This window comes from Corallococcus sp. AB049A (assembly GCF_003668885.1).
GTDB classification, from domain to species: domain Bacteria; phylum Myxococcota; class Myxococcia; order Myxococcales; family Myxococcaceae; genus Corallococcus; species Corallococcus interemptor.
The window spans coordinates 1-13,195 of the sequence record NZ_RAWL01000240.1; the positions used below are offsets into that span (position 1 = coordinate 1).

Genomic DNA, 13,195 nt, shown 5'->3' on the forward strand with positions numbered 1-13,195 from the left:
GCTCCTCTATCACGCGACGCTCGCCTACCGCGAAGGGGAGGGGAAAGCTTCCCGGAACAGCCGCCGGGCATTCTCGGTCGTCCGCTGGGCGAGCACGTCCGGCGGCTCCCCCAGCACCTGCGCCATGCCCGCGAGGATGTGGGGCAGGTAGCCCGGCTCCGAGCGCTGCCCCCGGAAGGGCGTGGGCGCCTGGTCCGGCGAGTCCGTCTCCGCCACCAGCCGGTCCGCCGGAATCACCCGCAGGGCGTCCAGGGGCTTGCGCGCCTCCGCCCACGTCACCGGGCCCGCGAAGGAGAAGTGACAGCCCTTCTGGATGTAGAAGCGCGCCAGCTCCGCGCCGCCGCTGTAGCTGTGCATGAGGATGCCGGCCTCCGGCCACGCTTCCGTCTTCAGCAGCTCCATCATCGCCGGGTGCAGCCGGTGGCAGTGCATCAGCACTGGCAGCCCGTGCTTGCGCGCCAGGGCCAGGTGCCCGCGCAGCACCGCCAGTTGCCGCTCCAGCGGGGCGCCCGGAAGCGTCGGGCCGTCCAGGCCGCACTCGCCCACCGCGACCGCGCCGCCCTGGCCCAGCAGCGCGTCCAGCCGCTCCAGGTGCTCGCCGTCATCCTCCGGCCGCAGGTCCGGCAGGAACTGGGGATGGATGCCCAGCCCCACCTGGATGCGCGGCTCCTGGCGCGGCAGCGCGAGCAATGGCTCCCACGTCTCCGGGCCCACCGCCGGGATGAGGATGCCCTGCAGCCCCGCCGCCCAGGCGCGTGTGACAACGCTGTCGCGGTCCGGATTGAAGCGGGAGGCGTCCAGATGGCAGTGCGTGTCGATCATTGAGCATCCCTCTTCCCATCGCCGTTCAATCACTGACAGCCACGGATGCGGGGCCCTTCAAGGCTCCCCGGCGCCCGCGAGCGTGAAGCTATGACGCGCCGCCTGACTTTGGAGCCATTGCGAAACGGGAGGCGTGAAAATGACCAAGCGTGTGGTGTTGGGGGCGTTGTTCGGGGCACTGACGATGCTGGCCACGGGCTGTGGCGACGAGTGCGTCGACCAGTACGACTGCCGTGACAAGGGCGTGGCTCCCGCGGGCCAGCAGTGGACCTGCAACGCGGACAACAAGTGCGAGCTGCAGAATATCCCTGTCGAGCCGGAACCGGACGCGGGCACCGGGGGCGACGCGGGCACCGACGCCGGCACCGACGCCGGCACCGACGCGGGCACGGACGCAGGCACGGAGGTGGACGCGGGCACCGACGCGGGCACGGACGCCGGCACCGACGCGGGCATGAACGTGGGCAAGGGCGGCGCGTGCAGCGCGACCCCGGACTGCATGGCGGGCCTGCGCTGCGAGGCCAACACCTGCCAGTCGCTCCTCATCGCCGTGACGGCCAGCGGCGCGACGCTCAGCGACGGCGGCACGGGCACGGCCGCGCTGGTGACTCCCTTCGACGTGCCGAGCCTGACGTCGCTCAGCGACGCCGGCGTCGCCAGCGCCTACCCGCGCTTCGGCCCGGGCGGCACCCAGGTGGCCTTCGTGCAGGGGGACGTCACCGACGCCGAGGGTGAGCTCTCGGTGCGCCCGCTGCCGGTCACGGACGCCGCGGCCACCGTGCTGACCACGGGCGGCAGCGCGCGCATCCGCTACATGGAGTGGGAGCCGGGCAACCTCATCGCCTGGGTGCGCGGCAGCACGGGCATCTCCACCATCGCGGCGACGGGCGGCACGGTCACGTCGGTCACCAACAGCGGCACCTTCCCGGACTGGGCGGCCAACGGCACGGACTTCGCGTACAGCGCCGCGAACACCGGCATCTACGTCTCCACGGGCGGCGCCGCGCCGGCCGTGCTGCAGGGCTCGGCCCCCACGGGTGAGCAGCCGCACTTCAACCGCGTCACCTCGCAGCTGCTCTTCCTGGCCAACCCGGAGGGCGAGACCGTGACCTTCGGCACGGAGGTGACGCCGGTGCTCAAGCTGTACTCGCTGCCGGTGACGGGCGGCGGCACCCCGGAGGTGCTCGCTGCCAAGAGCTCCGACGCCGTCACGGGCGGCACGGTGGATTCGTACATCGCGAACCCGAACTGGGCGCCGGACGGCAGCTGGGTGGCCTACGTGCGCGCCTACTACCAGAACGTCGGCGGCGCGGCCGTGCTGTGCGGCAGCACGGGCGCGACCCTGTGCGGCAACCGCGCCGGCAACATCGTCTTCCTGCAGCGCGTGAAGGCCTCGGGCGCGGCGGACGGCGCCCCGGTGCAGCTCGCGGAGAACGCCACGCTGCCTTCGTTCTCCCCGGACGGCCGCCTCGTGGCCTTCATCAAGTCCGGTGAGCTCAACGTGCAGCCCATCGACCCGGCCACCGGCCAGGCCTCCGGCACGGCCATCGTCCACACCAAGGGCACGTACACGGTGCTGACGAACGAGGGCGACGACCACCGCCCGCGCTGGCAGCCCCGCTAGTCCCCACGCATCCCAAGCCCCGTGCTCCGGGGCTTCCCGGCCCGTGTTTCCCGTTTCTCAAGGGAACACGGGCCGTCGTGTTTCCGGTGCGAAGCGCGCCGCCCACTGCGTGCGAAGTGACGAACGCGGTCAGTGCCGGGTCCGGATGAACCCGCGCGCGGATCCACATCCGGGTCCAACGGATCCAGGTTCCAGGACGAAAGGGGAGGGAAGAAGGACTCCACCCGCGCTCACGCGAAACGCGGCACCTGGTGGAGGAAGGCTGACAGCCGTGTCGCGAAGGCCCGAGCGCCCGCGCGCTCTAGAAAGGGAGCACGGCCTGGGCACGTCATGGACCTGGACCGCAGCCTTCGTCAGCCCACGACGACGATGCGGCGGCCCAGCGCGCGGGTCATCTGCGGGGAGGTGACGAGCTCCAGCACGCCGCTCATCTCTCCGCCCGCCGTGTCGAACGCCGCCGCGATGACCTCACCCACGGTGAGCTGGGCCTTCTGGGCCGCCACCCGCGCGCGCTTCGCCGTGCGACGCAGCGCGGGCATCACCCGCCGGCCCTGCCGCCGCACCACCGAACCACCCTTCGCCTTGCCTGCGGTCCGCTTCGCCATGGTTCCTCCCGCCACTTCGTGCCGCGCGGGTGAGTACCTCGTCGGTCTGACACCATGCAGGCGGGGTGCCAGGGGTTGGCCTCCCTGGGAGGTTCCTGATTCCAGGGGTTTTCCTCGCGGATAGCGGGTTTCCGTGGGGCTGGCAGGCCCACCTTTTTTCAGCCCTTCAGGGTCGTTCCTCGTTCTGTCGAGTTTTTCGTTCACCCGGTGCGGCGATTTCCACGCAACGTTCAATCCCGCGCATCCACCGCGTGGCCCTGGGGGGACAGGGATGGGTCAGGTGTTACCCCATGGCCACAGCCCTGCGGCCGAGCGACCACGGTCGGGTTGGGGCCCGGCCGGGATTCAGGGTAGAGGGCGGGCGCCCATGCGAGTCCAGGTCCTCTTCCACGACAACTGTTTCGACGGCGCGGCCAGCGCCGCGGTCTTCACCCGCTTCTACCGGGAGCGTGTGCGCGCGGACGCGACGTTCAGCTACCGGGGCCTGTCCCACAAGCCGGGCGCGGAGGGCATCGACCCGGCCGTCTTCACCGGCGACGAGAACGTCATCGTCGACTTCCGCTACAGCCAGGACGCGCGGCTCACCTGGTGGTTCGACCACCACGCCTCCGCCTTCCAGCAGCCCGGCGACGAGCCCCACTTCCAGCGCGACACCAGCGGCCGGAAGTTCCACGACCCGCATCGCAAGAGCTGCACGCTGTACCTGGCGGACGTGGCGCGCGAGCGCTTCGGCTGGGACGCGTCCCCGCTGAAGGACCTGCTGCACTGGGCGGAGATCATCGACGGCGCGCAGTTCCCCAGCCCCCAGATGGCCGTGGCGCTGGAGGAGCCCGCGCTGCGCATCATGACGGTGCTGGAGGCGACCAAGGACGACACGCTCATCCCGGAGGTCATCCGGCGCATGCAGTCCGAGTCGCTGGCGGACATCGCCCGCTCGCCGCTCATCTCCGCCCCGCTGGAGCCGCTGCTCTTCAAGCACCAGCGCAACATCGACCTGGTGCGTGAGAAGGCCCGGTACGAGAACGGCGTCGTCCACTTCGACCTGGTGGACGAGGGCGTGGACAGCCTCAACAAGTTCATCGCGTACGCGCTCTACCCGGACGCGCGCTACACGCTGTGGGTGGGCCGGGGCTCGTCGCGCGCCAAGGTGTCGCTGGGCTCCAACCCGTGGAAGCCCCAGACGCGCCAGCACGACCTGTCCGCCATCGCCGGCCGCTACGGCGGAGGAGGCCACCCGGTGGTGGCCGCGGTGAGCTTCAAGGCGGACCAGGCGGAGAAGGCCCGGACCGCGTACCACGAGATCCTGGCGGAGCTGTCCACCGCCGGAGCCTAGCGGCGGGCGAAGAGGTCGAAGCCCGCCTGCCGCAACAGCCGCACCACCGACAGCATGGGCAGTCCCTGCACGTTGGTGCGGTCACCCTCCAGCTTCTGCAGGAGCGCCTGCCCGCGTCCCTCCACGCGGTAGCTGCCCGCGCAGCCCTCCCACTCGCCGGTGTCCAGGTAGCGCTCCAGCTCCTCCGGCGGCACGGGGAAGAACGTCAGGCGCGTGTCCTCCACCGTCTCCGAGTGGTGCCCGCCCGGCCCCAGCAGGCACACGGCGGTGTGGATGACGTGGGTGTTGCCCAGCAGGCGCTGAAGCTGCGCGCGCGCCGCGTCCCGGTCCCGGGGCTTGCCCAGCACGTCGCGGCCCACCTCCACCAGCTGATCCGCGCCCAGCACCCAGGCCTCCGGGTGGCGCTCCTGGACCGCGCGGGCCTTGCGCACGGCGAGCATCCGCACGGCCTCGTCGGCGGGGAGGCTTTCGGGGACGGACTCGTCCACGCCGGGGGCCTCGGTGCGGTAGGGCACGCCCAGCCCGTCCATCAGGGCCCGGCGCGCGCTGGAGGTGGATGCCAGGATGAGGTCTCTCATGTGAGCCCGAGGGTAGTGCAGCCGGGGAGGGGAGGGGACCCCCCGAGCGGGCAGGCACGTCCCCGCTTCCTGTGCATGGGGCGGATGCCATAGCCTCCCCGCCCATGTCGCGGCGCGGTCTGCTCGCTGTCTGTCTCCTCCTGCTCGCCTCCTGCAAACGCAACCCTCCGGCGGACGCCGACGCGGGCACGGATGCGGGCCTGGCCACCGCCGCCGTGGAGGCGGACGCGGGGGCGCTCGCGCGGGCCGCCGTGGACGCGGGGCCCCCCCTCCCCGTGAAGTCCCCGGACGACCCGGTGGCGGAGGTGCACCCCCTGGCGGTGTGCGACGCGAAGGGCGGCGAGCCCCTGGACGCGGCCCGTGACTACTACGACGCCGGCCACTACGCGGAGGCGCTCTCCTGCGCCGCGCAGGCCGCCGCGCTGGAGCCGGACCTCGCGGCCGCCCACGCGGAACGGGGCGCCGCCCTGGCCGCGCTCAACCGCGAGCCGGAGGCGCAGCTCGCCTACGCCCGCGCGCTGGCCATCGACCCGGGGGACGCGGACGCGCTCCTGGGCGCCGCGCACCTGTACGCCGTGCAGCTGCCCTCCTCGCGTGAGCGCGACGAGCTGGGCGCCCTCTACGCCGAGCGAGGCCTGTCCCAGCCCTCCACGCCCCCGGAGCTCGTGCCGGCGCTGGCGCTGGTGGCCGCCATGGCCTTCAACGACCTGGGGCAGGCGGACCAGGCGCTCGACCGCGCCGCCATCGTGCTCGCCCGAGAGCCGGGCAACGCCGAGGCGAAGTACGAGAAGGCCCTGGCCCTCTTCGAGCTGTGCCGCTTCCGCGAGGCGAAGGGGGCCTTCGCCTCGCTGCTCAAGGACAAGGACCGCGCGGCGCACGCGCACCAGCACCTGGGCCTGCTCCTGGAGCGCGAGGGCCAGTGGGCCAAGGCGGAGGAGCACTTCCAGAAGGCCCGCGCCCTGGAGCCCGAGGACTTCCCCGCGCCGCCTCTGCCGTCGCCGGACGAGTTCAAGGCCCAGGTGACGCGCGCGCTGGCGGACCTGCCGGAGGACATGCGCAAGGACCTGAAGGGCGTGCCGGTGGCCACGGAGGAGATTCCCTCCGAGGACGACCTGCTCGCCAACCAGCCCCCCCTGTCGCCCACCATCCTGGGCCTGTTCCGGGGCCCGTCCCTCCAGGAGCCGTGTGACGGCTCGGAGACGCCCTGCCGCTCGGTGGCCCTCTACCGGCGCAACCTGGCCCGCGCGGTGAGGACCCCCGAAGAGCTGCGCGAACAGATTCGCGTGACACTGCTGCATGAAATCGGGCATCTGCGCGGGGAAGACGACGAGGAACTGGCCGCGCGCGGCCTGGAGTGAGCCCCCCCATGCCTTCCCTTCCCACCGCCCGCGTGAGCCTCAAGGGCGCCAAGACGCTGCGTCGCGGCACTCCCTGGCTGTACCGCACGGAGCTCACCGAGCCCCCCGCCACCGACACGCCCGGCGCGGTGGTCGCGGTGGTGGATCCGCAGGGCAACCCCATTGGGCAGGCGCTCTACGCCCGCCGCTCCCCGCTCGCCCTGCGCCTGCTGACGCGCAAGGGGCCGAATGAAGAGAAGGTGGATGACGCCTTCTTCATCCGCCGCCTGGAGGCCGCGCTCGCCCGCCGCGCCGTGCTGCGGGGACGCGACGGCCTGCGCCTGGTGCACGGCGAAGCGGACCTCCTGCCGGGCTTCTTCGTGGACCGCTACGGCCAGGGCCTCACCGTGCAGACGCTGTCGGAGGGCATGGACGCGCGCAAGGAGATGCTCGCGAAGGCGCTGGTGGAGAGGACGGGCGTAAGCCACGTGGTGTGCCGCGACGACGCCTCCGGCCGCGACTTCGAGAGCCTGCCCCGCGAAGTGCGCCTCTTGCACGGCGAGGGCAGCGCGCGCTTCACCTACCACGAGGGCGAAAACCGCTTCGAAGTGGACCTCTTGGGCGACATGAAGACGGGCGCGTTCCTGGACCAGGTGGACAACCACCTGCGCGCGGGCGAGCTGGGCCGGGGCGAAGCGCTGGACTGCTTCAGCTACCACGGCGGCTTCGCGCTCGCGCTCGCGAAGCACTGCACGTCGGTGCTCGCGGTGGAGCAGGACGCGAAGGCCGCCTCCCGCATCCAGTCCAACGCGGAGGCCAACGGCCGCGCCAACGTGAAGGTGGAGAACGGCAACGCGTTCGACGTGCTGCGCCGCTTCGACCAGGAGGGCCGCCGCTTCGACACCATCGTCCTGGACCCGCCCGGGCTGGCCAAGCGCCGCGAGGGCCTGGCCACCGCGCTGCGCGCCTACCACGAGCTCAACCTGCGCGCCCTGCGCTGCCTCAAGCCGGACGGCCTGCTCGTCACGTGCTCGTGTTCCGGGAAGCTGGACCGCCAGGGCTTCGAGTCCATGGTGCTGGACGCCGCCGCGGACGCGAAGCGCCCGGTTCAAATCCTGGAGCGGCGCGGCGCCGGGTTGGATCACCCGGTGCTCGCGGGCCTGACGGAGACGGAGTACCTCAAGGCCCTCTACGTGCGCGCCCTGTGACGGCTACGGGATGCCCAGCTCCTTGCGCAGCCGGCCCACGACCTTGAAGTACTCGGTGCGGCTGAACCCCACGTTGAGGATGTGGAAGTCCTTCTTGGACAGCCCCACGCAGCCGAAGCAGTAGTTGCAGTCCTGCAGGTTCTTGCTCAGCACCACGTACGCGCTGCTGGAGCAGTTCTCGCTCTGCACGCAGTAGGCGCACGCGTGGCAGTTCTTGCACTCCACGCAGTGCGAGCAGTTGGTGCACAGCTCGCACCGCGTGCAGTGCGTGCACTGGTGGCAGCTGTCGCAGTCCTTGCAGAACATGCAGTTGGCGCAGCGCTGACAGCCCTCGCACGCGTAGGAGCCGGGGTTGCCCGGGTCCACCGCGTAGCTCTTGGAGAGCTTCTGGAACTGCTCCATGAACTCGCGCTTGCCCAGGGACGACACGCCCAGGCGCGCCGCCTTCTCCTGCTCCAGCAACTCCTGGGTCGTCTGGGGCCGCGACCCCTTCTCCTTCACCGCCACGAACGCTCCTTGGACTCTCGAATCACTGCAGTTGGGCCAGCCCGGCCAGGTCGATGCCTCGCGCCACCCGCCGCACCTCCACGGTGCTGGGGAAGCCCCGGCTGGTGACCGCCACCACGAACCGCTCACCCACCAGGAGGTTCGCCTCCGCGACGGCCTCGTCCGCGTCATAGCGCACGAAGCCCACGGCCTCCTTCCACTGGATGGGCGCCGTCGGGTCGCTCGCCGCTCGGCCCTTCGCCTTCTGCGCCGCCTCGCGGATGGCCTGCCCCAGCTTCAGCCCCATGGTGGTGTCCACGATGCGCACCTTCACCTCGCGGCCCTCGCCCCGGGTGTAGGTGCGCTCCGCCTCCGACACGGACACCTCGCCGTACTTCCCCGTGGAGCCCGCGGTGGCACCCACCGTGAAGCCCTCCAGCGAGTCCGGCAGGAACGGCGCCAGATCCTTGAAGTACACGGTCGGTGCGGCGGCCGTCACCACGTCGCGCGGGGTGGGAGATGTCGTGCGCTCGCCGTCAAGGCAACCGCCGCCCACGCCGAGCGCGAGCGATGCGATGGCCAGCCGGAGGAAATAGTCGCGCACGGACGAATCAAAGGGTATCCCTGGCCCGCGCGCAATGGACCTTTCGAAGCTCAATCCTCCTCAGCGCGAGGCCGTGGTGACGCTCCAGGGCCCCCTGCTCGTGCTGGCAGGCGCTGGCAGTGGAAAGACGCGGGTCATCACCCACCGCATCGTCCACCTGCTCAACGAGCGGCCAAACCACATCATGGCCCGCAACATCCTCGCGGTGACCTTCACCAACAAGGCCGCCACGGAGATGAAGGAGCGGCTCGTCCACATGGCCGGGCCCCGCGCCCAGGGCGTGCTGGTCTGCACCTTCCACGCGTTCGGCGCGGAGGTGCTGCGCGAGGACATCCACCGGCTGGGCTGGCCCAGGAAGTTCGCCATCGCGGACATGGGAGACCAGCTCTCCATCATCCGCCGCGCCATGCGCGACAAGCGCATCGACGACCGCGCCTTCGACGCGCGCAAGGTCCTCACCCTCATCTCCAAGGCGAAGAACTCCGGCGAGGCGCCCCAGCCCAAGCCGGAGGGCATGGGGGATGACTACGACCTCATCACCTCCATGGTCTTCGCGGACTACCAGCTCGCGCTCAAGGCGCAGGGCTCCGTGGACTTCGACGACCTGCTGGTGCTGCCCGCGCGCCTGTTGCGCGAGCACCCGGACCTGCACCGCAAGTACACGGCCCGCTTCCAGTACCTCCTGGTGGACGAGTTCCAGGACACCAACCACGCCCAGCTGGATCTGCTCAAGCTGCTCGCGGGCACGGCGAGGAACGTGTGCGCGGTGGGGGATGACGACCAGTGCATCTACTCCTGGCGCGGCGCGGAGGTGCGCAACATCCTGGACTTCGACCGGCACTTCCCGGGCGGCAAGGAGGTGCGGCTGGAGCAGAACTACCGCTCCTCCCAGCGCGTGCTGGACGCGGCCAACGCCGTCATCGCCAAGAACCCGGAGCGCAAGGACAAGCGCATGTGGACCGACCGCAAGGGCGGCCCGCTGGTGAAGGTGGTGGCCTGTCCCAACGATGAAGAGGAGGCCCGCTTCATCGCGCACGAAATCCAGAAGCACATCTCGCTGGGCGTCCCCGCGGACGACATCGCGGTGCTCTACCGCACCAACGGCCAGGCCCACCCGGTGGAGGAGATGCTGCGTGAGAAGAACATCGCCTACGAAGTCGTGGGCGGCAGCGAGTTCTTCGACCGCAGCGAGGTGAAGGACGTCATCGCGTACTTCAAGGTCCTGGCGAACAAGCTGGACGAAATCTCCCTCATGCGCATCGTCAACGTGCCCTCGCGCGGCATCGGCGACGTCACCATGGAGCGGCTGCACGCGCACTCGCGCGCGGAGGGCGTGACGCTCTGGACGGTGATGCGCCGCGCGGACACCTATGACGACCTGCCCGCGGGCGCGGGCGGCAAGGTGCTGGAGTTCGTGGAGATGGTGGAGCGCTACCGCGAGGCCTTCGCCCAGACGCCCCGCCTGTCGGAGGCCACGCAGAAGCTGCTGGAGGAGATCGGCTTCCGGGAGGCCACCCGCGCCAAGGCCGTCTCCGGCACCGCCGCGGACAAGAAGCTCAAGGGCGTGGACGGGGTGCTCGCGTCGCTGGAGAAGTTCGAGAAGCGCGAGGGCCCCAAGGCCAGCCTCCTCACGTACCTGAACCGCCTCAGCCTGGACACGCGCCAGGAGGAGGAGGACGTCCCCGGGCAGAACAAGCGCGTGACGCTGATGTCCCTGCATGCCTCCAAGGGCCTGGAGTACCGGCTCGTCTTCTTCATCGGCATGGAGGAGGACCTGATGCCCCACGGCGGCATGCAGGGCGAGGCGCAGAACCTCGAGGAGGAGCGCCGCCTCTGCTACGTGGGCATCACCCGCGCCAAGGAGCTGCTCTACCTCACCCGCGCCACCACCCGCGTGAAGCGCGGCAAGGAGGTCCCCCGCACGCCCTCGCGCTTCCTGGAGGACCTGCCCCCGGACGCCTTCGAGGTCGTGGATATGGACGCGCCGCGTCAGGGCCCTCCGGATGAGAAGGAGAAGAACTTCTTCGCGAACCTGAAGGAGCGCTTCAAGAAGCCCGCCGCCGGGGGACCGGGGCCGGGCACGCCTGGCCGGGCGCCCTGAGGGGTCTCCCGTACTCCCAACCTTGACTTGATCCCGCCGTCCTACTAGGAGGGTCAGCCTTTCCGGGCTTCTGTCGGAGTTTAGGCGGAGGACCCGCGGTTGGTTCGCACGAGCACGCGACCCCTGGCATGCACCTGGGCGTCGCGCCGAAGTCTGGAGTGCACGAAATGTCGCAGAAGACCTACAGCGCCAAGGCTGGGGACATCAAGCGCCAGTGGCACGTCATCGACGTGTCCGACAAGGTGCTTGGCCGCGCCGCCAGTCAGATCGCCACCCTCCTGAAGGGCAAGCACAAGCCGACGTACACCCCGTCCATCGACACGGGTGACCACGTCATCGTCATCAACGCCGAGAAGGTGAAGGTGACGGGCACGAAGGAGACGGACAAGCAGTACTACCGTCACCCGTACGCCGGTTTCCCGGGTGCCCTGAAGATCACCAACCTCCAGAAGCTGCGCCAGCGTCACCCCGAGGACATCATCCTCAACGCCGTGCGCCGCATGCTGCCCCGCAATGCCCTGGGCCGTCAGATGATGACGAAGCTCAAGGTGTATGCTGGTGACACCCATCCGCACACCGCGCAGAAGCCGGTGGCGTTCAAGGTCGAGGCGTAAGAACAACCATGGCGATCAATCCTGAACTCGGTTTCTACGCCACGGGCCGCCGCAAGGAGGCCACCGCTCGCGTCTGGCTGCGTCCTGGCAACGGCGCTGTCGTCATCAACGGCCGCGACATCAACGAGTACTTCGGCCGTGAGACGTCGAAGATGGTGCTCAACCAGCCGCTGGAGATCCTGGAGCAGAAGGGCAAGCTCGACGTCACGGTCAACGTGCGCGGCGGCGGCCTCTCCGGCCAGGCCGGTGCCATCCGTCACGGCATCGCGCGCGCGCTGTGCGCCTTCAACCCGGAGTTCCGTCCGGCGCTGAAGAAGGCCGGCTTCCTCACCCGCGACGCCCGCGCGGTCGAGCGCAAGAAGTACGGCCAGCCCGGCGCCCGTCGTCGGTTCCAGTTCTCCAAGCGCTAATCACGCTTGCCGGCCAGCTGTCCGGCCGTTCGTCGGCGGGGGTTTCCTTCGGGAAGCCTCCGCCGTCGTGCTTTGCGGGCAAGCGGGTGGGCGTCGCCCCGTCGCGATGCGCGCGGGCGTTCTGCTACCATCCGGACACCCTCATGGAACTCAACGAAATCCTGCAGATCGCCCTGCGCGGCGGAGCCTCCGACATCCACCTGAAGGCGGGTCTGCCGCCCATGTTCCGCGTGGATGGTTCGCTGGTGCCGCTCAAGGACGGCCGCCGCCTGCCCCCGGAAGAGGTGGCGCGCATGGCGTTCGGCATCATGAACGAGTTCCAGAAGGAGAAGTTCAAGGTCAGCAACGAGGTGGACCTGGCCTACGGCGTGCCGGGCCTGGGCCGCTTCCGCGTGAACGTCTTCCAGCAGCGCGGCACGGTGGGCGCCGTGCTCCGCGTCATCCCCTTCAAGGTGATGACGATGAAGGACCTGCTCTTGCCCACGGTGCTGGAGAAGGTGTGCGGCGAGGAGCGCGGCCTGGTGCTGGTGACGGGCACCACGGGCTCCGGCAAGTCCACCACGTTGGCGGCGATGATCGACTACATCAACTCCAACGAAACCAACCACATCATGACCATCGAGGACCCCATCGAGTTCCTCATCCGCGACAAGCGCTCCATCGTGAACCAGCGCGAAGTGGGTGTGGACACGATGAGCTTCTCGCAGGCCCTGAAGTCCGCGCTGCGCCAGGATCCGGACGTCATCCTGGTGGGCGAAATGCGCGACCACGAGACCATTGAAACGGCGCTCCACGCCGCGGAGACGGGCCACCTGGTGATGTCCACGCTGCACACGCTGGACGCCACGGAGACCATCAACCGCATCGTGTCCGCGTTCCCCCCGCACCAGCAGAAGCAGGTGCGCCTGCAGCTCTCCAGCGTGCTTCGCGGCGTCGTCAGTCAGCGCCTGGTTCCGCGCGCGGACGGCAAGGGCCGCGTGGCCGCGGTGGAGGTGCTTCGCGTCACCGCGCGCGTGCGCGAGCTGATTGAAGACAAGGACCGCACGAAGGAGATCCACGACGCCATCTCGCAGGGCACGGACTCCTACGGGATGCAGACCTTCGACCAGTCGCTGATGAGCCTGGTGCGCAACGGCCTGGTCACCTACGACGAGGCCCACCGCCAGGCCAGCAACCCGGACGACTTCGCGCTGCGCTTCTCCGGCATCAGCGGCACGTCCGACTCGAAGTGGGACAACTTCGACGCCAAGGTCGGCGAGGAGCGGCCCATCCCGGGCTCGGCGTCCTTCGCGCAGAAGGGCGCGCCCGCGCAGGCGGTTCCCTCGGCGCCTACGCCCGCGCCGGTGCCCCAGGCCCCGCGCCCCGGAGCGCCCATGGCCGCGCGCCCCATGACGCCTCCGCCGGGTGTCGCGGCGCCGCGTCCCGCCACCCCGCCGCCCGGCGTCGTCCAGGGCCTGTCTCTTATACCCATCT

General features: G+C 70.2%; 13 protein-coding genes. 8 read left to right on the top strand and 5 right to left on the bottom strand.

The features are described 5' to 3' along the window. Positions 1-24: 24 nt before the first annotated feature. Positions 25-822 carry a TatD family hydrolase gene (locus D7X55_RS24015; RefSeq protein ID WP_120549166.1) on the bottom strand — a complete coding sequence of 266 codons (798 nt, stop codon included), beginning with the start codon at positions 820-822 and terminating at the stop codon, positions 25-27. A 139-nt stretch (positions 823-961) separates the two neighbouring features. Between D7X55_RS24015 and D7X55_RS24020 the strand changes: the two genes are divergently transcribed. Further along, the gene (locus tag D7X55_RS24020) at positions 962-2,446 is read left to right on the top strand and encodes a PD40 domain-containing protein (RefSeq protein WP_121724300.1); all 1,485 of its coding nucleotides are present in this window, start codon (positions 962-964) and stop codon (positions 2,444-2,446) included. Positions 2,447-2,799: 353 nt separating this feature from the next. Here the strand turns inward: D7X55_RS24020 and D7X55_RS24025 are convergent, their stop codons facing one another. Continuing rightward, entirely contained in the window at positions 2,800-3,051 is a 252-nt protein-coding gene (locus D7X55_RS24025) for a hypothetical protein (protein ID WP_120549164.1), read from the bottom strand. Positions 3,052-3,418: 367 nt separating this feature from the next. On the opposite strand from D7X55_RS24025, the gene D7X55_RS24030 reads away from it, so the two are divergent. Beyond that, positions 3,419-4,384 carry a hypothetical protein gene (locus tag D7X55_RS24030; protein ID WP_120549163.1) on the top strand — a complete coding sequence of 322 codons (966 nt, stop codon included), beginning with the start codon at positions 3,419-3,421 and terminating at the stop codon, positions 4,382-4,384. Here the strand turns inward: D7X55_RS24030 and D7X55_RS24035 are convergent. Then, the gene (locus tag D7X55_RS24035) at positions 4,381-4,962 is read right to left on the bottom strand and encodes a nucleoside triphosphate pyrophosphatase (protein ID WP_120549162.1); all 582 of its coding nucleotides are present in this window, start codon (positions 4,960-4,962) and stop codon (positions 4,381-4,383) included. The two genes, D7X55_RS24030 and D7X55_RS24035, sit on opposite strands and share 4 nt — an antisense overlap. Positions 4,963-5,066: 104 nt before the next feature. Between D7X55_RS24035 and D7X55_RS24040 the strand changes: the two genes are divergently transcribed. Together D7X55_RS24040 and D7X55_RS24045 are read left to right on the top strand one after the other, a co-directional pair. Beyond that, positions 5,067-6,320: a metallopeptidase family protein gene (locus tag D7X55_RS24040; protein ID WP_121724301.1), complete on the top strand. Its 1,254-nt coding sequence runs from the start codon at positions 5,067-5,069 to the stop codon at positions 6,318-6,320. An 8-nt stretch (positions 6,321-6,328) separates the two neighbouring features. Beyond that, positions 6,329-7,507 (top strand): class I SAM-dependent rRNA methyltransferase, encoded by a 1,179-nt coding sequence (locus D7X55_RS24045; RefSeq protein WP_121724302.1) that lies wholly within the window; start codon positions 6,329-6,331, stop codon positions 7,505-7,507. A 3-nt stretch (positions 7,508-7,510) separates the two neighbouring features. On the opposite strand, the gene D7X55_RS24050 is transcribed toward D7X55_RS24045, so the two are convergent. Together D7X55_RS24050 and D7X55_RS24055 are read right to left on the bottom strand one after the other, a co-directional pair. Then, positions 7,511-8,014: a caib/baif family protein gene (locus tag D7X55_RS24050; RefSeq protein ID WP_233610019.1), complete on the bottom strand. Its 504-nt coding sequence runs from the start codon at positions 8,012-8,014 to the stop codon at positions 7,511-7,513. 22 nt (positions 8,015-8,036) lie between these two features. Next, positions 8,037-8,597 carry a hypothetical protein gene (locus tag D7X55_RS24055; RefSeq protein ID WP_233610020.1) on the bottom strand — a complete coding sequence of 187 codons (561 nt, stop codon included), beginning with the start codon at positions 8,595-8,597 and terminating at the stop codon, positions 8,037-8,039. 34 nt (positions 8,598-8,631) lie between these two features. On the opposite strand from D7X55_RS24055, the gene D7X55_RS24060 reads away from it, so the two are divergent. The 4 genes from D7X55_RS24060 to D7X55_RS24075 all read left to right on the top strand — a co-directional run. Next, a complete protein-coding gene (locus D7X55_RS24060) occupies positions 8,632-10,698 on the top strand; it encodes an ATP-dependent helicase (protein ID WP_120549159.1) in 2,067 nt (688 codons plus the stop codon). Positions 10,699-10,865: 167 nt separating this feature from the next. Beyond that, positions 10,866-11,312 (top strand): 50S ribosomal protein L13, encoded by a 447-nt coding sequence (rplM, locus tag D7X55_RS24065; RefSeq protein WP_043321175.1) that lies wholly within the window; start codon positions 10,866-10,868, stop codon positions 11,310-11,312. Between the two features lie 8 nt (positions 11,313-11,320). Next, on the top strand, positions 11,321-11,722 hold the full coding sequence (gene rpsI, locus D7X55_RS24070) for a 30S ribosomal protein S9 (protein WP_120549158.1): 402 nt from the start codon (positions 11,321-11,323) through the stop codon (positions 11,720-11,722). Positions 11,723-11,865: 143 nt separating this feature from the next. Further along, the coding region (locus tag D7X55_RS24075; protein ID WP_233610021.1) for a type IV pilus twitching motility protein PilT at positions 11,866-13,195 on the top strand (1,330 nt) is incomplete at its 3' end.